This window comes from Ktedonosporobacter rubrisoli (assembly GCF_004208415.1).
GTDB lineage: Bacteria > Chloroflexota > Ktedonobacteria > Ktedonobacterales > Ktedonobacteraceae > Ktedonosporobacter > Ktedonosporobacter rubrisoli.
In genome coordinates this window covers 6,918,346-6,940,091 of the sequence record NZ_CP035758.1, presented here as the reverse complement: position 1 = coordinate 6,940,091, position 21,746 = coordinate 6,918,346, and the positions used below count along the sequence as shown (strand labels likewise).

Here is a 21,746-nt window from a genome sequence, read left to right as displayed (position 1 = left end):
AGATATTTTCACTTTATGTGTGGTAAAGACACGATGAACTTATGGGCAGACATCGATAGTAATCACCTGTTGCCGGGTAGGGCTGAGCACGGTTCTGCTCGGCGCATGCGCCGTTACAGCGAGCGATATATTCTCTCCTCGCTGCGTAAGTGGCTGCTTCATGATTATGTTGCGGCTTATTGCCGTTCCCTGGGGGCAACGCGTATCTTTCGTCGCTGCTACTGGCTTGACGCGCTGGGAATAGATCCTAAAGCCGCTCGTGTGTCATCCGCCCTTGCTGAGCCAGCGCTGCCTGCCGATGAGAAGGGGCGGAAAGCGCGTAAAAAAAGCGCGACACCTGTTGCGCAGCCACCCGCCTTGCAGCCGATTGTGAAGCTAGCGAATGGTCTTGCTCAGGAGAGCAAGCCCATCGCTCTGCATGGCCTGGTCCTGGCCACAGGCAGCAGCAAACGCGCGCAAAAAAAATCCTCGAACAGTACAGCAGAGCCGCAGCTTGCCGATATCCCCAAAGAGAGCAGCATCCTGGCCACCAATTGGCTCGAAATTGCCCCGGAGCTGCTTAAAGAGATAGCGCAAGCGCCTGCCATCTTCCTGCTCAATCCCTTCGGTCAGACAACCTTTCGCTATGATGATCTTGCGGCCCTCTATCAGCGTACCGTTCCCACCGAGCTTTGTCTATTTATCTCGCATAAACAGGTTGGCGATCTGCTCACCACGGCCCTGCATTCTGTTCAATCTTCATCCCCATCGCCAACTGTCGCTGTCCTGACCGCTCTCTTGCGCACAGATCGCTGGAAGTCTCTTGCCGCTGATGAGGGAGAAATACCGCAGGCCGTGGCTAAACTGATCGACTTGTTTATTGCCTCAATGCAGCGTCACTTCTTATTGCCGGTGCAGCGCATCTCTATCCCGCTTGCGCTAGGCCCTTCAGTAATCGAGCATGCCCCCTATAGCTTGATTTTTGCCACCCGACGTCAGGATAGTTTTATGTGTATGAATGATGCGGTTTGCCTGCAAAATCGCTGCGTTTATCAGCAAAGCTATCAGGGAGTATTAAGCGAAGCCTGGTTTGCGGCGCAGGAACGCAAACGCTACGAGCAAGAGAGGCAGGAATTGTACCAGGCTGCTTTGCAGCTGGGGCGTACACAGCGGATACGGCGCTGGCCCGATCTGCGGCAGCAATTGCTTCTAACTCGCTTTGGACAGTTCACGATGCAAGATTACGATATTGTCATTCAGGAGTTATTAGTAAGTAGAGAGGTTTATTGTGAACGACGACGGCAGGTGCGAGAGGGGGAGGAGATGCCTATCCCAGGCAATGATGATATGCTGGTATGGGCCTGAGGTAAAAAAGAGGCATTACCAGGGGGAAACGCCGGGTATGGGGAGACCCAACGTTTTAGTAACACCTCTCATTACTAGTGTACGCCAAATAGACGTTTTTAGTGGCATAATTTCACAAGCAAAGCTGTGAATTTTAAGAAAAGCTATATTTTGGAGTGGTCTTGTGGAGAATGACGGTATCTCGGTACGCAATGTGCTTAATGAATTAACTGGAGCGGAATGGCTCTATTTCACGAAGAGCATTCTTACAACGGCCTATCCTTCCGAGTATGGGCATAAATTACGTAAAGCTCACGGAGCGAATAAGCCGCCACAGCTCATGTCCCAGCTTATTGAGTTCTTTACCAAGCCAGGAGGTCGGGTCCTCGATCCCTTCGCCGGCGTGGGTGGTACCCTGATAGGAGCCTCCATCTGCAAAAAGCCGCGCCAGGCTCTTGGCATAGAGATTAATCAGAAGTGGGTAGATATATATCGACAGATAATCGCTGAGAGCCAGGGAGAGTTGCTGGCCCAGGAGTTGATCCGAGGGGATTGTCTGCAAATACTGCCTACGCTGGAGCGCGAATCTTTTGATTTTATCGCCACCGATCCTCCCTATAATATCCACCTTGAGCAAACAATGTCCAATGATCGCTATGCTGAAATGTATTCCAATCGGCGTACAGATTATGATATGCACTCCGATGATCCCTCCGATCTGGCCAATCTTGCCAGCTATGAGGCTTATTTAAATGCTATGGAGCACGTTTTTGAGACTTGTTTTGCTCTGCTCAAGCCGCAAAAGTATATGGTCGTTATCGTCAGAAATGCCTATCAGCATGGTGAATATATTTTTACGCATGTGGATCTGGCACGACGGGCCAGGCTGCATGGCTTTATTCCTAAAGGGGAGATTATCTGGTATCAAGCGGGCACACGCCTGCGCCCATATGGCTATCCCTTCGCTTACATTCCCAATATTGCTCACCAGTATATCGTTGTTTTACACAAACCAAAATCATAGTTTAATCCCATATGTAAGTTTTTCCACAGTCTGCAGCGGTGAAGGGGAAGAGAGGCTGGGTCCAATCCGCTAGGTCGCGGCGCGCCCCATTACCTCTCCCCCGGAGAGGGTTCCACCGACAGGGGCTCTGCCTCTATTACCTGTCCCCCGGACAGGTCTGCCCCGTTTACGCAAAGTTTGCATACCACGTTAGTTAGCTTGTTCGGACCCTCTTCCCCTATGATTCTGTTTCCTTGCCGCGTATAATTATTGAAAACATAGAGGATCGATTAAACGAACGCCTCAGAGAAGAGGGAAACGACTATGCCACGCAAACATAAACACGAGCGCGATGAGGATGATCAGCTGCATGTCGCTGAGACAGTAGCATATGAAGATGCATTAGGAGAAGAACAGGATATAGATTCACTGGAACCGGTGGATGAACTAATTGAGGCCCAAAGGGCCAGGCGCGCTATGATGACGCGCGATTTTGAACATGGAGAAAAGTCGCACGAAGCAGGAACACGTGACGTTGAATTGTATATCCGCACTTATAATACTTTGCTGCGTAGTTCGGGCGAGGTGAGTCTGAAGGCCCTTGTGCAGGCTCATTACAATATTGACTCCAGCCTGCACCCCGATGCCCGTTCCCCCTATCCCGATATGTCGGCCTTCATCTATAGCGTGCTGCGCTTGCCTGACTCGATTCTACATTGTCACCTGGTGTTGTTGGGACAATCCGAGGAAGTCTTTTTGCAGCATGGCTTCCCGGTTGATAGCTGGCAGGCCGTGACGGCTTCGGCCCGGCGGCGCAAATGGTTTTATGATGGCAAGGAGACGCTGGCAGTTTATGTGGCCAGTGTGAGCGATACCGACGATATTGTGCCCATCCTGGTTGCCTTCCAGATCGAATGGAACAAGATGTACTATCTGATTCAGAAGGACCCGACGACGCTTCAATTGTTGGAGACGCGTATGGATCGACAATCGCCTGTCTTTGCGGAGATCAGCAAGGTACTGCGCGAGCGCCTGCATATTGCGCCTGACGATTGGCAGCGCCTTGAGCTCATCTGGGGCGATCACCTGTGGGAAAACTTGCTGACCATCGGGCGGCAGCGCAAGAGCTTCTCGCTGCGTATGCTCGGCGGCTCGCATGTTGGCTATGTGCGGGCTACGCATAAATGGTGGGTCCCTGTCAAAAGTTTGCTAGATACGCTAGGCTTGCAGGATCGACCCGTCTACTTTGTCTCTAGCAATACCCATAGCATCATCAATCTGGTCTCGGGAACTATTCTCAACCGGGAGGCCGATCTTGTGGATTTTGCCCTGAATGGGAAAGATCCTTACCTGAAGGAAGAGTGCCTGAAGCTGCAGGAAGGCCGTGTGCCGGGCAACTGGCAGAACTTTTTGTACTTTGCGGCCCGCCAATGGAACACGCCAGCCGGAAGGGAGTTTGCGCGCTCCCGCATCCAGGAGGAACAGGAGCGTGGGATCTGGCGCGTCAATGCGCGTTATGGCCTGGAGATCGATGCCCAGATCTTTGAGCTCTCTAAGCTGGTCCAGATTGAGGTTGATCCACGCTGTCGCATGCCGCATATGACCAGTCTGGCCAGAAGCCAGGCCCTTATTCTCAATATCGATTATCCACTGGGGATGGCGGCCTATCGCATGATGCGCGAGATTATGGAGAATATGGATAAGATTCGCGGTATCTATATTCTGGGTAAGGCGGCAACGCTCAACGGGAGCATCGGGGATGTGATGGTCTCGAACGTGGTGCTTGATGAGCATAGCCAGAATACTTACTGGCTTGACAATTGCTTTACGGCCCAGGATGTGCAGCCTTACTTGATCTATGGCTCGGTGCTGGATAATCAGAAGGCCGTTTCGGCCAAAGGCACCTATCTGCAGAATCGTCAGTACCTTGACTTCTATTATCAGGCCAACTATACGGTTGTGGAGATGGAGAGCGGTCCGTATCTGAATGCGGTCTACGAAGATCAATACCTGACGCGCTATCCGATTGGAGAGAATATTAATTTTGCGCGCCTGCCCTATGAACTTGGCATTCTGCATTATGGCTCAGATACGCCTTATACGCGGGGCAAAAATCTTGGCGCTGGTAGCCTCTCGTACTTTGGCATGGATTCGACCTATGCCTCCACGATAGCTATCATGCGCCGCATCTTTGAAAATGAGATCGCTCTGAACTATCAGCCCTCGCAGCCGCTCACGACCGAAAGTGAGGAGCAGGCAGCCGAGTCCAAAGCTGTCTGATCGCCAGGTGGCTAGCTCTTCTCAACAAGGGCTATTGGGGCACTGGCGAGGCGCTACCGGCTCGCCTCTTGAGGGCAGACAGATAAAGCTTAACGCGTGGCGCTGGCCAGTTCTTCCAGGAAGAGGTTTTTGATAATATAGTATTGTCTATAATTTCCTAACCTTGAGGAAGCGGGAAGAGATACGTCCCAGGGCGTAGAATATGCCCTGCTGGCAGAAGAGGATCTTTCTTTCATTAGAACGTTGGGGGCGCCGAGGCGGGAGAAGCTTGCCCGATGAGATTTTGGATCAGGCTATACTCCCGCGTCAGCTTTCATAATAAGTGAGGCCATCAGCTGTCCCTGCGCGTAGGCTGTAAGCACTCCTGCCTCGCCGGCTATCGGATCGATTCTTCCATCATCGTTGCGGTCTACGCCGTTGAGGGCATGATCTGTTAGCTGGCTGATTTCCTGTACTTCGGCTACGTTGCCCGGATTTTGCAGCAGATTGCGCGCATCGCGATCAATCGTTGTGATCCAGCCTTTGAGATTATCGGTAGCAGTGATAACGTGATGGGCATGATCTCTTATCGTATCAGTGGAGTCGCGCTGCGTTGCCGCCAGGGAGGCGTGAGCTGCTACGTTAGCTATATAGCCGCTGCTGCCGAGCAGGCCGTAGCCGTCTCCGCTCTGTTCGATATGCTGCAGTTTGCAAGATTCGCTGAGTGGTCGCGCTGCCTGCCCACCTGTGCCTTCGACGATATCGATAATGCTCTGAGCTGCACAGCGGAGCGCGGCTGTATTGTGGTTATCGGCGGCCTGCTTTAGGATTGTGGATTGCTTCTCCAGCAATTGTGCCTGAGCGCGCAGGCCTACCAGCAAGCCTATCTGCCCGGGTGTCGTGGGAAAATGGACAAGGAGATGCTTAATATGGATAAAGGCCAGGGTAGGAAATGTGGCCGAGAGTACGATCTTGCCGGCAGGAGCCGTCAGGTTGCTTTGCTCCAGGGTAATCTCTAGTTTATTACCGGAGCCGAGTAGATTGATGTCCTTATCTGTGACGGCGAGGACATATTGTTGCCCCAGCGGCTTTAAGGTACCTAGCGCCATGACCTTTTCGGTAGCTTCATCCACTATCCAGGCCGCATATTGCTGGCCTTCGGGAGGAGCATCAAGGCCTTGCGCGCTGATCTTAAGCAGGCTATTGGGAGCCTGGCCCGGCTGGCTATCGCTAAAGAATGCCTGAGCCTGCATCGTGGCTGTTCCCCCGGCCTTTGTATAGCGTTGCCAGAGTACGATGCAGCTGGTCAGAATGAGAAAAATTAAGAGAACGAAGATTGAGCCTAGAAAAGTCGCGCGCCTGACATGGCGGCGCGGCGGCGACGACAGAGGCATTGGGGCCAGCGAGGGTGGCGTCTTCGTCTCCTTGAAGGCCACAGACACAGGCTGTTTGGTTTGCCCTGTTGGGAAAAATGGCTGTCGGACGCGCTGAATTCTTCCTAACTGAGCCAGGCGGTTGCTATCTGATTGAGCCGGTCTATCTACTGTTTCAACCGCTGTGGCCCCTCGCGCGTAAAGTGGTGCTACCTGGCAGCCGCAAATCCCACAGAATACCGAGTCGTCGTCAAGCTGTTCATTGCATTTTGGACATTCCATTGTTAGTTTTCCTCTCGGCCTTCTGTATATGTATTTGCAATTTAAAGCAATTTAAGTATGCTATGTAATATTTTTGTTCCTTTTGTCGGGCGGATTTTACTACGCCACTTGGTGTTTACAACAATTGAGTATAACATGAATTGCCCATATTTTCATGCGCAATAGGAAGCCTCTCTATGTTTTGCCCTTCGCCAAAGCGTTGAGGGTGATTCTGATCCTTTCTCGTGTATCGTTGTCAGGCCCTAGAATACCAGGAAGTGAAAAGCTCTGTTAGCTATATGAGATAATATGAAAAACGCTAGTAAGTAATTCAAGTATACCGTGATAAAGTACAGCTAGCAAGGTAACGCAGGCCACGATCATATGAAGCGTGCGCCAAATGCGAATAATTGCCCTGGCTCTATGTTGGCGTTGTAGCGATTGGGCCAGTTGGGCGCGCGCAATCAGGGCTTCATAAGCGCTCTTGAAGTCAGCCTTTTCGCCTGCCGCTAGCATGGGTATTTCGGTGGAGATGGACTTAGCGCGTTTGTCGGGGGCCAGGGCGCGCAGGCAATATTCTTTGAAGCCTTCGGATTTGCCGGCGCAGAGGCGCTCGATTGTATACTCCAGTTCTGTCATGCGTTCCTCCAGCGCCCCGGCGATGCCAATGCCATTTGTGCTGGCATCCAGAGCAATGCGATGGGCTTGCCACATATCCAGCAAGCGCCCAACGATGCCACTTATGACCAGCAGGATCAGGGCAAAGAGTGCAGTTCCACCCCAATCTGAATCGGTAAGGCAGCCAGGTCCCTGGCAAAAATCGTGGGTAAGATAGGCAAAGTTTTCATGGAAGGCGGCGATAAGGATTGTTGCGAGGCCAATCCAGCTATGCATCCATAGCCAGTTTTGCACTTTTCCGGGCAATCCACGTATGAAGCGCCGCCGCAGCGAATAAGCTGCGGTCGCCAGGACCAGCCCGAAGGCAATAATGCCAAAGAGCCGGAAGGGATCAGCATAGGGTCCTACGTCCTGCTGGGTGCGCCGGGCCAGAAAAAACCAGAGGGCAATGCCCACGCACAGGAGCAATGAGCTGCCCAGCCAGAGCCACCAGGCTTTTGAGCTGGGGGCCTTCCAGATCCGTCGTAGCGTAGAGTGCTGTGCAGATTGTGGCTGTTTTGTTGCTATAGACATCGTTTCGTTCCTTACTATTTCGCACGCCGTCGCAGAATATCTTCGGTTGAACCAAAGAAGCTAACAGGATTCACGCGAATGGCTGCACCGGTTGGGCAGGCCTGCACACAAGCCTGGTTGTTATAGCCCGCACACAGATCGCATTTTATGGCGATCTTTTTGCGCAGTTCTCCATAAGCGTCAATGGGCTGATTGGCATTCAGAGGGCCAGGAGCGGCCACCATGGGCAGCCTGTTGCCATGTTCCTTGCCGCTACCTTTGGTAAAGAAGCTGCTGAAGCGTTGCCAGATCGAGGTAGCCATGCCTCCATCTTCCTCATCGTCAAGCGCCATGATGGAGATATTATCGTATGGGCAGCGCTCTGCACAGATGCCGCAGCCAATGCAGCTCTCGGTAATATAGACTTCGCCGCTGGGCATTCGCGCAATGCCGGCTCGGCTGCAGAGCATGCATACGGGGTCCTGGCACTGGCGACAGGCGGTAGCAATACTGATATTGCCCACCACCATACCCTTGCGGTTCATGCGTGAATGGCCGTGGCGCCGCTCGCAGGCCGCCTCACATTCGTTGCAATGAATGCATTTATCCAGGTCAATAACCAGGACGTCGGTGCCCTCAACCACGCCTGCATCGACAAGAGAATGTAAGCCGGCGCGCGCCTCTGCGTCCGACTTGGGATTAACTGCGGCAGGTTTCTCTGCGGACTGACTAAAGTCGAAGGGCTCGAAAACAGCGCTATAGGCAGCGGCCGTAGCGTTGCGATAGAGCTGCAGGCGTTCCTGGAAGCGCTGGGCAACTTCGGGATAGCGCGCGAAGAGGGCCAGCAAGGCCTGCCGCGGTAGCTCGGCAACGCTGGTACGCGTAATCGCCGTCACGGTTACGGCTCGGCGGTCGCCAAGCATATCAAGGCCGCCAACGAAGTAATCGCCCTTCTGCCGATAGGCAATGATGCGCTCATCACTCTTGTCGCGACCGGTGCCGGCTGCGGTTCGACGTCCTACCTTCACAAAGCCATCAAGCAAAAGATGCAGCGACTCGCGCATGGGTTGGTCGCGCGCATCTTCGCTAAAGAGCCGCTCGTCGCGCTCATAACGTTTGACCTGGGCCTGCTCGGCAAGTTGGCGCACATCCACGCTGGAGACTCCCTGGAAGAGAGCCAGGCTGCGCAGGATGGTCTCAATGGAGCGCGCCGTATTCAGGCGTTCAAAGAAGGTATGGATAGCTGGCACGATCTCCATCAGGCGCTGCATCACCTGCTCTGGCACTTCCAGGACCACCACGGCTGTCTGCGCCCGAGCCGTGGCATTGCGTTGCTGGCCGGTGAGCATCTCATGCTCGCCGATGTATTCGCCGCGTCGTAGAACGGCGATGGGCATATCCTTACCATCTGGTCCCTGCGAAGATAGCTCAAGGCGTCCATCGAGAATAAAATAGATCTCGCGTCCAAATTCACCCTCTTGCAGGACAAGCTCGCCGGGGAGCAATGTAAGCATTCTGGAGGTGGCCACAAAATGGAGCAGATAATTATCGGGCACGATCTGCTCGTCGCTGAACATAGGCTGTTCGCGCAAGCGACTGAGTAGTAAGGGCACGCTCCAACCTGCCGGGAGATAGCTCAGGACGCGGCTCATATCTACTTTGCCGTCCCAGGGAATGCCCAGGCGCTGCTTGAGGGAGAGCATCAGCAGATCGCGATGATTATCAACCGGGCAGACCGGTACGCATGAGCCACACATGACGCATTCATCCGTGAAGCGGGCGACAACCTCTGTGATAGCGTCTGAGGTCGTCGCCCGGTTGAGATCCGCGATGCTTACCAGCGACGAGAGCGGGACAGGGCATGCCTGCATACAACGGTCGCAGCCTATACACATATCTATCTCAAAGCGAACCTGCTCCTCGTTGAGGGGCTGCACATCGCTGCGATGTGACATGCCCACCGTAAAGGGTAGTTTTGCGGTTTGTACCTGCATAAATCCTCTCTTGCTTCTACACGGCTTGCTATTCGAGACCATTGATCATAGCAATGCTCCCGAGATCAATGGTGTACTACAACTGGCGCAGAAGCGCGCTATGCGTGTGTTGGCGACTCCACAATGCGTGCAAATGACAATTTGCGATGTTGAGCCTGTCGCCTGCAACGGCCCTGACTGCGTGCCGATTCCCTTGGCAATCGGCACGGGTGCCGCGGATGGCAGTCGTTCAGTTAAAGTCTGCTTGGCGCGCAAATCTATAAAATAAAGCAAATTATTGCCAAGGGCAATGCAATCGCCATGCGAAAGTAAATATGGGTTATTGATCCTGGCCTGGTTGACCGCAATGCCGTTGCTGCTCCCCAGGTCTCGCACATAGAAGCCATCGGGGCCGGGAAATATGTCGGCGTGCCTCTGCGAGAGCACAACGTCTTCTAGCACGATATCGTTCTCAGCTCCGCGCCCTATGGTGATATGCCTGCCAGCCTTCAGTGGCACCACGCGCGGAGCTCGCTGTCCACCTGCCGCGAGGACGACGAGGGCGGGATTCTCCTTAAAGCTGGCTACAAGCGCGGGCGGAACAACGGAGCTTGCACCCGGGAGCGAGAGAGAGCCATCGGGATATTGGACTGGTAAACCGGGAGCGACCTGCTCAACCAGCTCCTTTTCTTTCTCCTGCAGGGCTATGCCGGCCATGGAGACGCTGCCTGTTCTCTTGCGTGTGGCTGCGCTAACGGGCCGCAGGGCGAAAGTAAATTTCACAAGATTGCCAAAACGCACAATGTTGTTTGCCTGCAGAATATAGGCCTGATTGGGGCGTAGGCGCTGCTCGTTGATAAATGTGCCGTTGGTACTGTCGGCGTCCTGCAAGATATATTGTCCGTTGGCATAGCGAATCTCGGCGTGCCGGCGCGAGACCGAGCCTTCGTCGATGAGGACGTGAGCTCCCAGGTGGCGCCCAATGGTTGTAACCCGGGTCTGGCTTAGATAGGTCTCGGCAACGCGGTACTCTCTGATCGCCTCAACTTCCGGGACAAGTAAGGCCTCCGTAAGCTCCTCGGCCTTGCTCAGGGTAATGCCGGGCTGGCTGCCTCCGGCGTAAGCCACTTTCCTGGCCACGGCGTCACCTTTGCGCTGCACACCTAGAAGCGGACCCGGCACGCCCTGACTGTCAAGCCAGCTATTCAGGTTGAAGCCGCTGGCAAATAATTGCCTGGCCACCGAGCGCAAGTTTACCTGGTGGTCAATGGCACGCTTATAGGCCAGGGCCTCTTTGCGGTTGCCCAGAAAGAGTAGGCCCACAGGAACATCATCCTGCAGCACGACTTTGCGATAGGTGCGCGGCAAGGGATCGGCAATGATCGCGCGCAGGTTCTGACCGTCACGCGCATTGGAGAGGCCAACCGAGGCAAAATCGAGTCCATACAGTGCCGTGGCGTTGTAAAACATACCGGCATGGAAAGCCTGTTCCGTATCGAGCAGATCGAGCATGCTAAAGGCTGCAGCGCGGGCTTGCTGAATGGCCGGATACCACTGTCCCAGGAGGCGAGTACGCCCAGTCATTGCATCCCTGGATTCAAGTATATCGCCGGCGGCGTAGATGTCTGGCAGGTTAGTGCGCATGGCGCTATCAACTCTTACGCCGCGTCCGCAGCTAATGCCACTTGAACGCGCAAAATCGATGTTGGGTTCGATGCCGATGGCAATCAGTACCATCTCGCAGGGGATGCGTGCGCCGCTGCTTGTGATTACGCCCTGCACTTCGCCTCGGGAACCGAAAATCTCGCTGATCTCCTCCTCAAGACGAATATCAACGCCATCTCTTCTTTCCTGTTGCAGAATCAGGTCTGAGGCTGTGGCGTCGAGGACATCGGACCAGAGCGTGCGGCGGCGGATGAGATGGGTGACTTGAAAACCTCGATGGCTTAGCGTCTCCGCGGTTTCAAGGGCCAGCGTACCGCTGCCACACACCACAACGCGTCGCGTGGTCTTCAAGCGCTCAACGATAAGCTGGTAATCGGCCACTGAGCGTAAGGTTGTAACTCCCTCCAAATCCAGCCCCGGACAGTTCAGACGGGCCGAGTGCGCACCATTAGCCAGTAGCAAGCGCTGATAGCCAATCTGTCGTCCACTGCGTAGATTGATAAGGTGCTGATCCGCTTGTATGCCGACCACACGGTCAGCATGAAAGAGAATATTGTTATCCTGATAGAAACTTCTGGGACGAGCCCAAAGCTTATCCTCGCGTATCTTGCCAGCCAGATAATCCTTCAGGGCAGGGCGGTAATAGACTGGGAAGGGATCATCGGCGATAACTGCGATGAGGGCTGCTGAATCTTCGGCGCGCAAAATTTCAGCCGCAGTGATGCCGGCAATACCGTTGCCAATGATCAGGTAGTCAGGAACGCGTTTTAATGCGCCACTGATAGTCCTGGTTGCCTTTGTTCCTCTACGCTCTTCCATCTTAGGTAGATCTCCAACATGATCGTAAATTAAACGTTACCCTTCCCTGATGGTACCGTCTGGGTTGACAATAATTTTGATTGGGCTGAGTGGGATCTGCGCCGGACCCTGTACGACTGCCGCATCGCGCGCGGGATCGAAGACAGCTCCATGACACGGACATTCAAGCATTTTATCCTGCGGATTATAGCTGACGCTGCACGCGGCATGTGTGCAGGTGGAGTCAAATGCGACAAAGCGATTATCCTGCAAATGAATGAGCAGGCCAGGATTTTTCTGATTAGCTATCGAAAAATTTTTGGCGCTATTCAAGGGTACTTCGGCAACCTGCGCTAAAAGCCTGCCGCCTTTTGATGTGGTAGGCTGGCTTATAGACGCGGAAGCTACCTGTGTGCTCACGGGATGAGCGAGTTGAATGGCACTTGCCGATATCGGCGGTTTGGCAGCTCCATGCCCGTTGCGTAGACTGACAACTATGAGCGCGGCTGCCCCAATGCTCATGCCTGTGGCCAGGAGCGAGATTGTCCGCCGGCGCTGCATCTGTGTCCGCTTGTCGACCTTTCTCCTGTGAGCCGGCCGCGCCTTTGGCTCCGTTTGCTGCTTGAGCGCGCGAGCCGTGCGGACTGGCTGCACAGGGGCAACTATTTCGTAATAGGCCTGTACCAACTCGCCTGGTTGTCTATAGCGCTGGGCCGGCTCCTTAGCCATGGCCTGGGCTATCACTTCATCCATTGCTGTAGGTACATCCTGACGCCACCGCATAATCGACGGTACTTCTGCATAAATATGGAGCCGGCTAACCTCATCGCGCGTCTGTCCGGCGAAGGGAGGCTGTGTGGTAAGCAAGCGATAGAGCACAGCGCCCAGAGCATAAATATCGGCTGCCGCGCCAGTTGCCTGGCCTAGAAGCTGTTCGGGCGCACTTGACTCGCTGCTGCCGCTAAACGGCAGGCGTGCTTGCGTTTCTCTATTGCACAACTCAAGCATATGGATCAGACCAAACTCGGTTACGACAAGTTGTCTGTTCTCCTGCAGATAAATGCAGTTTGTGGAAAGATTGCGATGAAGAACAGTTCGCGCATGTGCATATTCCAGGGCCGCGGCAATTTGCTCAAGGTAGCTGCCTATCAGAGTAGTGTCTAACGCTGCACGTTGGCTGAGCCGAGCGCGCAAAGACATCAGAGGAACTTGTGGGTAGACGAGATAAGGCATGCCCTGATAGCTCCCATGATCAAGCAACTGCAAAATATGTGGATGCTGCAATGTGGCGATTTTGCTAGCTTCTTGCTGGAAAAGTCCCAGCGCTACAATACGTTCGTTTGCATTTAGCTCTGCTGGCGCGGCAAAGAAGCGTATAATACAGGGAACGCCAGTTCTCGTTTGGGCCATGAAGATAGGACCCGACTTGCCCTCTTCCATGAGCTGTTGCAAGCGATACGTCCCTATCGTCCTTCCTGTGAGCATCTTGTAAGATAAGCGTTCAACCATAGCCAACCTTCTCTGCCTGCTGTATACGGTGATACATTTTGCTACACTCTACGCTTTCAATCATCTTACCAGAGTATACGCTAGATATCCCCTGAGACCCATGCATAACATTACCCATTTCCTAGACGAGCCTCACGAAAATATGTAAAGGTGTTCCTGGCGCAAAATAAAGTAGCTGACCCATTATATATGTAGCTCGTGGTCTTGTTAAATATGCGTAAGGTCTTACAGTTTGACACGATCGAGGAGAAGGGCTTTTGACAGTAGGAAACTATGGTCCCATAGCCGGCCTGATGGGTTATGATTGCCGAATAAGGCTGCGCGCTGAGGAGGGAAATCCCCCGGCAGGAGCCGGGGGAAGATGTCATTAAATCTGAGCCAGCAGGGCACCCAATGAAAGCAGGCAGGTTCTTGAAAGCTTAGTCCTGGCACATATGCAGTTGCTCTACCAATAAACGCATGGCTACAATTTCTTGGTGCTTGCTATGCAAGCGCTCGTACAGACTGACTTGCTCTTCGGCCGCGGCTCTCTTTTGCCGCAATATACGATCGATCTCCTCGCCTACCAGGGCGCGCTCCTCAAATGTCAGGTATTGCTTAACCAATCTCCAGATCTGGCTGGCCAGCGCACTGACCTCTATACCCTTGAGTCTGGCCTGAAAACCATGCTCTATGCTATTAGTGAGCGCAGGCAAGGTTTGCGTAAGATCTTGCCAGCTTAAGCCTGTTGTGTCTAGCAGCTCCCAGAGCTCGTGGTGAGCGCGCAGGCAGGCGGTCTGCAGCACAAAGGGGATACTCAAGCGTGCCCAGCCGCTCCGCATGCTGGTGGGCAAATGTGTGGCGGCCGTGCGGCCTTCAATACATAGGTATCCCTCTTCAAGGCCAGCCCTTAGCAACAAAGAGCGCAGGCTTGACTCATCATTATCCAGGATGGCCTGAGCAAATCGTACTGGATCAATCAGTTCTGCATAGGGAAGCCGTAGGCGCAACCTTGCCCCATAGACGGGATAATAGAGGAAGTCGAAGCCATTGATAACGTGTCCTACGTTTGGCATAACCTCATATATTTCTCCCGTCGCCATGTCAACCGCATTCACGCTGCGTGCTTGTAGATAGCTCAACACAGTAAAATCTTGCCAATCGGCGGGTTGGACAAGGGCTAGAAACTGCGACTTATAATCTTTGCCATCCTCTGTTCTTATATGCGGGATGGCCATTGGTCGCTGTGTGGAGAAGACATAGCGATAATAGTCGGCTAATCCGCGCGGGCGCGTAGGCAAATTCTGTACAAGCGCGCTATCCTGCCGATAGCGACTCGTGGCCATCATGCCTCCCCGGGGACCCCAGATCTGCACGCGGTAATCTCTTAGCGCAGAGAGCTTGCCGGCTGAAAAGGGCGAGTTGGCGGTAAGCAGATTAAACATCCAGCCGAGCGCGTGCAGCATGGCCACCTGGGAGGCGGCGGATTCCAGATATAGAGCGTTCCAGGGGTGAATAGCCGCAGCCATGCTGCCCATCTCCTCAGCCCAGCACCGCCCCTGGCGTGCTCGTGTCGGATAGACTCTCTCCAGAGCCAGAGGATGAGAGGGGCTTTTGCCGGGTATAAAGCCTCTGTATAGATCGTAGATAGGCTTGGGCAGCACGTTTTGGTAGGCGGCAAAGGGATCTTCAAAGGGATGATAGGCCGAGGATAGCAGGCTTGCTCCAGCCTCTTGCTTGAGAGCGCGCTGCAATATTTCTAATGAAGCGCAGTAGGAGCTGACCAGCTGCGGGAGTTGCGAACAAACCAGGCCGTGCATCTCTACTTGATGCGCTGCTACGTCGTAACCCAGTGTGACAGAACTTTCGTCAAGACCATTCAAATTGTCAATGGCTTGCTGTACTTTTGCGTGCACAGCATCTGCGATAGGAGTGAATTTGCCATTGTCACATCTTACTACTAACGCTTCGATTTCACCTCCATAGGTAGGTACGATCTCTTGCGTGAAGCCAGGCATGGTGCTTACTCCTATATGTGTCTTGAGCGATGCCAAAAGCATTTTCTTTACGCTTTACGCTATTCGTATGTAGTTTGCTCAATGTCTGTGTGCCTTTTTACCTCCTGAGATGCTGAATGAGAGGCAAAGCCTGATCTTTACCCTCTGTGCAAATTATTGCCTTGGATCTGCTGGAACATGCTGTTCGGTAGATGACGCATAAGCAAAATTTTTTACATACAGATTTTAACACGCGAAAAAGGTGATATCAAATTTCCTATGAGGTAAAACATCTTAATTGGAAATTGATAGCTGTTTCGTCTTATGTTGTATACATGAGCTTTGGTAGGAGAGATAGCCTGGCTATTATGGCCAGGGGCGGAATGAGATATTTCGGCGATTTTCCCAGCCTCTGCCTCGCTAGCGGGCGGCAAAAAATGGGTTGCGCAAAGTCCTTAGAGGGACAAATGTCACTTCCACAATAGCTGATCATGATGTACACTATCAACCGTAGGCAACTACTCCAACGGTTTCATAAACAATATTTGCCTCCAGTCCCCAAAAGTTCTAGTGCTCTGTCAATATGGATGTGAGGCGCAGCCCCCACCTGCCGCCGGCAGGCGGCGCACTCGTCAATCTCTGCTTGACAAAGTTCTAGTCAGGTGGATAGAACTTTCGATATATAGAACATATGTTACAATGAAAATAAAATTATTTACGGAGAAATTTTCATGGGCGCAGACTTTGCACATCTCCATGTCCACACGGAATACTCGCTGCTGGATGGCTTTAGCCGCACCAAAAAGCTGATCGAGCAGACCCAGAAGCTGGGGATGAAGCATCTGGCAATTACTGATCATGGCGCGATGTATGGAGCTATCGAATTTTACAAGGCCTGTAAGGCCGGGGGGATTCATCCGATTATTGGCATTGAGGCCTACCTGACCGAGGATATGAAAGATCACTCCAAGCGCTTTAGCGACGATTATCATCACCTCTTGATTCTTGCGAAAAACAATACAGGCTATCATAACTTGTTGAAATTAACCACGATCGCCCATACGGAGGGGTGGCACCTGCGGCCACGTATCGATAAGAAGGCCCTGGAAAAATATGCTGAAGGCCTGATCGTCACCTCCTCTTGTCTCTCGGGCGAGATCCCTAAAATGTTGCTCAAAGAGCAGAAAGAGGCAGCCTACAAGACGGCCCGCTGGTATCAAGATGTCTTTGGCGAAGAAAACTTTTTCCTGGAGATCCAGGAGCATAATGGAATCTTTGACGATGGGCAGCCCTCGCCACAGGGCAAGCTCAATCAACTGCTCTACCAGATGCATAAAGACTTGCAGATCCCCATGGTTGCTACCAATGATCTGCACTATGTGGCCGCCGATGATGCGCACTCTCATGATGTCTTGCTCTGTGTGCAGACCGGCAAGCAGCTCGATGCGCCCAAGCGCATGCGCTTCGATAGTCAGGAATACTTTCTCAAGAGTCCCGCGCAGATGGCTCAGCTCTTCCCAGAGTTGCCCGAGGCCTTGATGAATAGCGTGCGCATCGCCGAGATGTGCGAGGTGGACCCGCTTGCCTATAAAGCCAAACTGCCCGAGTACGTCATCCCGGCCGAGTATGCGTCGCAGGATGAGTATGTCTATTCCCTCTGCCTCCAGGGCATTCAGGAGCGCTATGGAGAGCTTACCGAGCCCATCAAGCAGCAGCTCGATTACGAATTTAACATGATTCGTGACAAAGGCTTCCTGCCCTATTTCTTGATTGAGTGGGATTTCGTCAATTACGCCCGCTCCCGTGGCATTCGCTGCCTGGCCCGTGGTTCGGCGGCCGGTTCCCTACTGGCCTATACCCTGGGCATCACCAACGTTGATCCGCTACGCTACCAGTTGCTCTTCGAGCGCTTCTTCAATCCCGAGCGTGCGGATATGCCCGATATTGATATGGACTTCCCCGATGATCGGCGTGAAGAAGTCATCGAGTATGTGGCCAACAAATATGGCCATGAGTGCGTTGCGCAGATGGCCACCTTCATGACCATGGCTGCCAAGAACTCGGTCAAGGACGTCGCTCGCGTCATGGGCCGGCAGGACCTGGGCGATCGCATCACCCGCCTGATCCCCTCGGGTCCCAAGATTACCCTCAAAGGCTCAGTTGACACTGTGAAAGAGCTGCGCGATCTCTATGAAGAAAGCGAGCAGGCCAAAGAGCTGCTGGATCAAGCCCTGGCTCTGGAAGGGGCCGTGCGCGGTACCGGCGTGCATGCCGCCGGTGTGCTCATCGCTAACGAGTCTCTTGATCATTTTGTGCCATTGCAGTTGCGCGATTCCAAGGACCCGAGCAAGGGGCGGGTAACCCAGTATGAGCAGATGCACCTCGAAGAGCTAGGCCTGATCAAATTTGACTTCCTGGGTCTCTCTAACCTGACCATTCTTGACAATTCGATCAAGTTTATCCAGCAGGCTCGTGGCGAACAGGTTGAGCTGGAGAAGATCCCTCTGGACCCGGTGGAGGGTGATGAGGCTCAGAATGCCAGGCGAGAGAAGGCCTTTGCGCTGCTGGCTTCTGGCGAGACCACGGGTATCTTCCAGCTGGAAGGTCCCAAGATGCGTGAGTATATCAAGCAGTTGCGCCCGAACAGTGTAGAGGACGTCATGGCTATGATCGCCCTCTATCGCCCCGGCCCCATGGACAGTATTCCCGACTTCATCGATGCCAAGCATGGCCGCAAGAAAGTGGTCTATCTGGACCCGCGCCTCTCCCAATGGCTCGCCGAGTCTTATGGCATCATCGTCTACCAGGACCAGGTGCTCCAGATTGCCGTGCACCTGGCCGGCTTCTCCTGGGGCAAGGTCAATAAGTTCCGTAAAGCCCTCTCCAAGAAGAAAATGGATGAGGTCGAGAGCTACAAGGGCGACTTTCTGGCCGGCTGCATCAAAAATGGGGTCAAGCAGGAGACTGCCGAGCAGCTCTTTACCTTGATCCTGCCCTTCGGTGGCTACGGATTTAACAAGGCCCACGCCGCCTCCTACGCGGTGGTAGCCTTCTATACGGCCTACCTCAAGGCCAACTATACTGCCGAGTTTATGGCAGCGACGATGACGACGGAAGCCTCCGATGCCAAGAAGATCGCCAATGCGATCGCCGAGTGCAAGCGTATGGGCGTGGAGGTGCTGGGACCTGATGTAAATCAGAGTGGGCAGGGCTTTACTGTGGAGCGCGGCGGAGTGCGCTTCGGCTTGCTGGCCATTAAGGGCGTGGGTGAAGGCCCGATCGGGGAGATCTTGCGGGCGCGCCAGGAAGGTGGGCCTTTCAGTTCGCTTGCCGATTTCTGCACAAGGGTCGATCCCAAATATGTGGGCAAGGGCACGATCGAGACTTTGATCAAGGCGGGAGCCATGGATACGCTGGCCGAAGGCAAGAGGCATGTGCTGCTGGCTTCGGTGGAGCGTGCGATGCAGTTTGGCAAGAGTGAGCGGGCAGCTAAGGAGCGTGGCTTGCTCTCTCTCTTCGGCGAGATGGAGGAGTCGAGCGGGGCGCTGGATTTCTCCCTTAGCCAGAACGCCGAAGAGATCTCGCGCAAGCAGCTCTTGCAATGGGAAAAGGAGCTCATCGGGGTCTACATCACGCGCCATCCTCTGGCCTATCTCAGTGATCTGCTTAAAGATCAGGTGACCCATACGACTGCCGATATCGGCGAAGAGCACGATCGACAGAAGGTGGTGCTGGGCGGTACGATCAAGGAGGCGCGGCGCATCACAACCAAGAAGGGGGACACGATGTGCGTGGTGCAGCTCGAAGATATGTATGGCACGATCTCGGTCACCGTCTTCCCGCGCTTGTATGAGGAGACAGCCGAGTTGTGGGCTGAGGATACCGTGGTGATCGTGCGCGGCGAGGTGCAGGTGCGCCGCGATGAACCGGGTATTCTCTGCAACAGCGCGACCCAGCTCAAAGCCGCTGAGGAGGAGATGAACCGCAAGCGCTACCTGATCTGGCTAACGCTGCAACTGAGCGGAACTGATGAGCTCTCGGTCTCCAACGATATCATGAAGGTGCAGGATGTCTATCGCATGGTACAGGAGCGGCCCGGACGCGACCATTACGAGATTTTTGTCGAGAATGGAGAATGGAAGCTGCGCATCACCCCGCGCGACAACACCATGGACTATAGCCAGGACATGCATGCCAAACTTGAGGAGCTGCTCGGCATGGGCGCTGTCGAGGCCCAGCTCCTGGAGCGCTAATTAAGCTAAACGATGCTGACGTGTCATGTAATAGTGCAGAATGCGTCAGCATCATTTTTTATGCTCTCCATTACGAAGATCTATTGCCTTTTTGACACCCGGTCACCGCAGCCGTTATACTAAACAGAGAACTTTACCTGCTGTATACTCGTATACTTTAACAGTTACAGGCCTATCATCTTCATTAGAAAAAGCATGCTGCTGGCAACTGCAAGGAGGAAAAAAGGTTGGGGATCACCCGGGTAACTGCCCCTTATGTTTCCCCTGGATGTCTTCTGCTTGTGTCTTGACCGACTGACTGCTAAGGACTATCCGAGCAATGAGCTAAAGCAGCAATTCATGAAAAGGCTTATAAATCGTGGCTTCTGAAAATATAGGACCATTTTTTGACCCTGAGAACCAGGGAAAACAGGGTGATATAAATAGACAATCTTTTGCCTTTCCCCCGATAGAGGATGCAGAGAAGACACTGATTGCGAAGCGGACCAGGGCTGAAAACGGCAAGGTACCTCAGACTCCATCTTTGACAAACAATAATCAGCTTCAGGAGCCCATGTACCGAGAACACGTCTCAAGGGCCTTGCCACCATTGCCCTCAGAGGCGCCAGGTTTTCGACCGGCCTATAATCCTTATCAGGCTGGACAGCCAGCGCCGGCGGGGCAAGGGCCAAACAACCAGTATCCTGTTCCTCCTGCTCCCTATCCTGGTTATCAGCCCACGGGACCGGCCATGCCGGGCTACAATGGCTATCCGCCCGCCTACCCCTATCCCGGCTATTATGGATATTCCCCATACCCTTATCCCTATCCCTGGCAACCACCTAAGCCCAAGCGAGATGGTTATCTGTTTGGCATCTCTATCGCCTCGTTTATTAGCGCGATTCTGATTACGCTTGGCGGGTTTGTCTGCGCCCTTATTCTACTATTGCTGCTAGTTCTGCCCAATACACGCATGTTGCCGGCAGATCAGCGCTTTGCGGCTATGGCGCAATTGCTCGCTTTTGCCCTGGCCGGCATTGTAGGCGGAGGATTCACGCTCTATCATAGCATTCGCTCGCTCTTCTTGCGCAAGCCTTCGGCCCAGTTCAAGCTACCCTGGTTCTGGATCTTTTTTGTGCTGTATCTTGGCGTTATCGCTATTGGGGCCTCGTTGCTTAATCAGGGCCAATCCATTGCGAACACGCCGCTCACCTTGTTCTTAATCGCCCTGGCGGGTATTCTCCCGGCTGTGACCATTCTGGCTCTTGGAGTGCGCCGCATACACTTTCCACGCCTTGCACCCTGGCCTACAACCTGGCGACGCCTGACTGTATCGCTTGTGGGCGGAGCTACACTGGCGATTGTGCTGGCCCTGATCTTCGAGACGCTACTAGCCGTGCTTCTCGCTCGTGAGTTTGGCGTAAAAAACCTTATGCTCGATAATCCGGATCAGCCTATTCCGCAAGATCCGCGAGGGATCTTGTTTATGTTCATCCTGCTTTCGGTGATTGCGCCATTGGTTGAGGAAGCCGTCAAGCCGCTCGCTGCCGTGATTATGATCAGAAGGATAAACAGTGCGGCGGAAGCCTTTGTGCTGGGCATGGCCGGCGGCATTGGTTTTAATCTTATCGAGACCTTTGGTTACATTAGCATGGGCTATAAGGACTGGCTGACTGTAGCGATTGAGCGCAGCGCGGCGGGACTTCTCCACGGGTTTGGCGCCGCCATGATCGCCCTCGGCTGGTATTATCTCACCCATCGAGACTCGGCTAAGAACCGCTTTTTGCTGGTCTTTGCTTGCTGGGCTTACGCGATCCTGCAGCATGCGCTCTGGAATGGCTCCTTTGGCCTGCAGCTCTTACCGGCTCCTGTTGGCCCTTACCTCGATCATGGCGTGGTGACGCTTGGCCCCGTGACCTTCGAGTCGTTTATCCTGGTCTACCTTGTCGAGTCAATACTCATGCTTGCCTTCTTCCTCTACGTGACAAAAAAGCTGCGCGGGCAAGCTCCACCTGCGCCTCGGTCCACTTTGGGACAGCCAGGACCACAACCTGTGCCGCAGAGCTGGGAAAAAGCGCGGGCATATATCCAGTAGAGGGCTTTTCAGTTTTCTAAAATGGAATTGTTAAGGGCTTGCTCTTAACCTGGGTCTTGGGACGGAGCCCCAATTTTTTTCCTCCTTCTTGCCGCCGTCAGGCGGCCCA

11 protein-coding genes are annotated in these 21,746 nt (G+C 53.7%); 5 read left to right on the top strand and 6 right to left on the bottom strand.

Annotation, left to right across the window (positions count from 1 at the left end; all coding sequences use genetic code 11):
- The first annotated feature begins 33 nt into the window (after positions 1-33).
- From EPA93_RS30120 to EPA93_RS30110, 3 genes are all read left to right on the top strand, one after another.
- Positions 34-1,344 carry a hypothetical protein gene (locus EPA93_RS30120; protein WP_129891076.1) on the top strand — a complete coding sequence of 437 codons (1,311 nt, stop codon included), beginning with the start codon at positions 34-36 and terminating at the stop codon, positions 1,342-1,344.
- A 163-nt stretch (positions 1,345-1,507) separates the two neighbouring features.
- Entirely contained in the window at positions 1,508-2,347 is an 840-nt protein-coding gene (locus EPA93_RS30115) for a TRM11 family SAM-dependent methyltransferase (RefSeq protein ID WP_165423490.1), read from the top strand.
- Between the two features lie 303 nt (positions 2,348-2,650).
- Complete coding sequence (locus tag EPA93_RS30110) at positions 2,651-4,606, top strand: DUF6909 family protein (protein WP_207229243.1); 1,956 nt, start codon at positions 2,651-2,653, stop codon at positions 4,604-4,606.
- Between the two features lie 293 nt (positions 4,607-4,899).
- Here EPA93_RS30110 and EPA93_RS30105 read toward each other — a convergent pair whose 3' ends face one another.
- The 6 genes from EPA93_RS30105 to EPA93_RS30080 all read right to left on the bottom strand — a co-directional run bounded on the left by EPA93_RS30105 (position 4,900) and on the right by EPA93_RS30080 (position 15,331).
- On the bottom strand, positions 4,900-6,240 hold the full coding sequence (locus EPA93_RS30105; protein ID WP_129891074.1) for an anti-sigma factor: 1,341 nt from the start codon (positions 6,238-6,240) through the stop codon (positions 4,900-4,902).
- Between the two features lie 270 nt (positions 6,241-6,510).
- Complete coding sequence (locus tag EPA93_RS30100; RefSeq protein ID WP_129891073.1) at positions 6,511-7,410, bottom strand: hypothetical protein; 900 nt, start codon at positions 7,408-7,410, stop codon at positions 6,511-6,513.
- Between the two features lie 14 nt (positions 7,411-7,424).
- The gene (locus EPA93_RS30095; RefSeq protein ID WP_129891072.1) at positions 7,425-9,383 is read right to left on the bottom strand and encodes a cyclic nucleotide-binding domain-containing protein; all 1,959 of its coding nucleotides are present in this window, start codon (positions 9,381-9,383) and stop codon (positions 7,425-7,427) included.
- A gap of 45 nt (positions 9,384-9,428) precedes the next feature.
- Complete coding sequence (locus tag EPA93_RS30090) at positions 9,429-11,846, bottom strand: FAD-dependent oxidoreductase (protein ID WP_129891071.1); 2,418 nt, start codon at positions 11,844-11,846, stop codon at positions 9,429-9,431.
- Between the two features lie 36 nt (positions 11,847-11,882).
- Positions 11,883-13,334 carry a protein kinase domain-containing protein gene (locus EPA93_RS30085; protein ID WP_129891070.1) on the bottom strand — a complete coding sequence of 484 codons (1,452 nt, stop codon included), beginning with the start codon at positions 13,332-13,334 and terminating at the stop codon, positions 11,883-11,885.
- Positions 13,335-13,753: 419 nt separating this feature from the next.
- The gene (locus EPA93_RS30080; protein WP_129891069.1) at positions 13,754-15,331 is read right to left on the bottom strand and encodes a glutamate-cysteine ligase family protein; all 1,578 of its coding nucleotides are present in this window, start codon (positions 15,329-15,331) and stop codon (positions 13,754-13,756) included.
- A gap of 710 nt (positions 15,332-16,041) precedes the next feature.
- Here EPA93_RS30080 and EPA93_RS30075 point away from each other — a divergent pair.
- The gene (locus EPA93_RS30075; RefSeq protein WP_129891068.1) at positions 16,042-19,563 is read left to right on the top strand and encodes a DNA polymerase III subunit alpha; all 3,522 of its coding nucleotides are present in this window, start codon (positions 16,042-16,044) and stop codon (positions 19,561-19,563) included.
- Between the two features lie 358 nt (positions 19,564-19,921).
- Positions 19,922-21,637 carry a PrsW family intramembrane metalloprotease gene (locus EPA93_RS30070; protein WP_129891067.1) on the top strand — a complete coding sequence of 572 codons (1,716 nt, stop codon included), beginning with the start codon at positions 19,922-19,924 and terminating at the stop codon, positions 21,635-21,637.
- The last annotated feature ends 109 nt before the right edge of the window (positions 21,638-21,746 follow it).

What these genes read in the sequence shown, in the direction of transcription:
- EPA93_RS30120 (WP_129891076.1), top strand. Translation starts at nt 34, where the DNA reads ATGAACTTATGGGCAGACATCGATAGTAATCACCTGTTGCCGGGTAGG.
- EPA93_RS30110 (WP_207229243.1), top strand. Translation starts at nt 2,651, where the DNA reads ATGCCACGCAAACATAAACACGAGCGCGATGAGGATGATCAGCTGCAT.
- EPA93_RS30105 (WP_129891074.1), bottom strand. Translation starts at nt 6,240, where the DNA reads ATGGAATGTCCAAAATGCAATGAACAGCTTGACGACGACTCGGTATTC.
- EPA93_RS30100 (WP_129891073.1), bottom strand. Translation starts at nt 7,410, where the DNA reads ATGTCTATAGCAACAAAACAGCCACAATCTGCACAGCACTCTACGCTA.
- EPA93_RS30095 (WP_129891072.1), bottom strand. Translation starts at nt 9,383, where the DNA reads ATGCAGGTACAAACCGCAAAACTACCCTTTACGGTGGGCATGTCACAT.
- EPA93_RS30090 (WP_129891071.1), bottom strand. Translation starts at nt 11,846, where the DNA reads ATGGAAGAGCGTAGAGGAACAAAGGCAACCAGGACTATCAGTGGCGCA.
- EPA93_RS30085 (WP_129891070.1), bottom strand. Translation starts at nt 13,334, where the DNA reads ATGGTTGAACGCTTATCTTACAAGATGCTCACAGGAAGGACGATAGGG.
- EPA93_RS30080 (WP_129891069.1), bottom strand. Translation starts at nt 15,331, where the DNA reads ATGCCTGGCTTCACGCAAGAGATCGTACCTACCTATGGAGGTGAAATC.
- EPA93_RS30075 (WP_129891068.1), top strand. Translation starts at nt 16,042, where the DNA reads ATGGGCGCAGACTTTGCACATCTCCATGTCCACACGGAATACTCGCTG.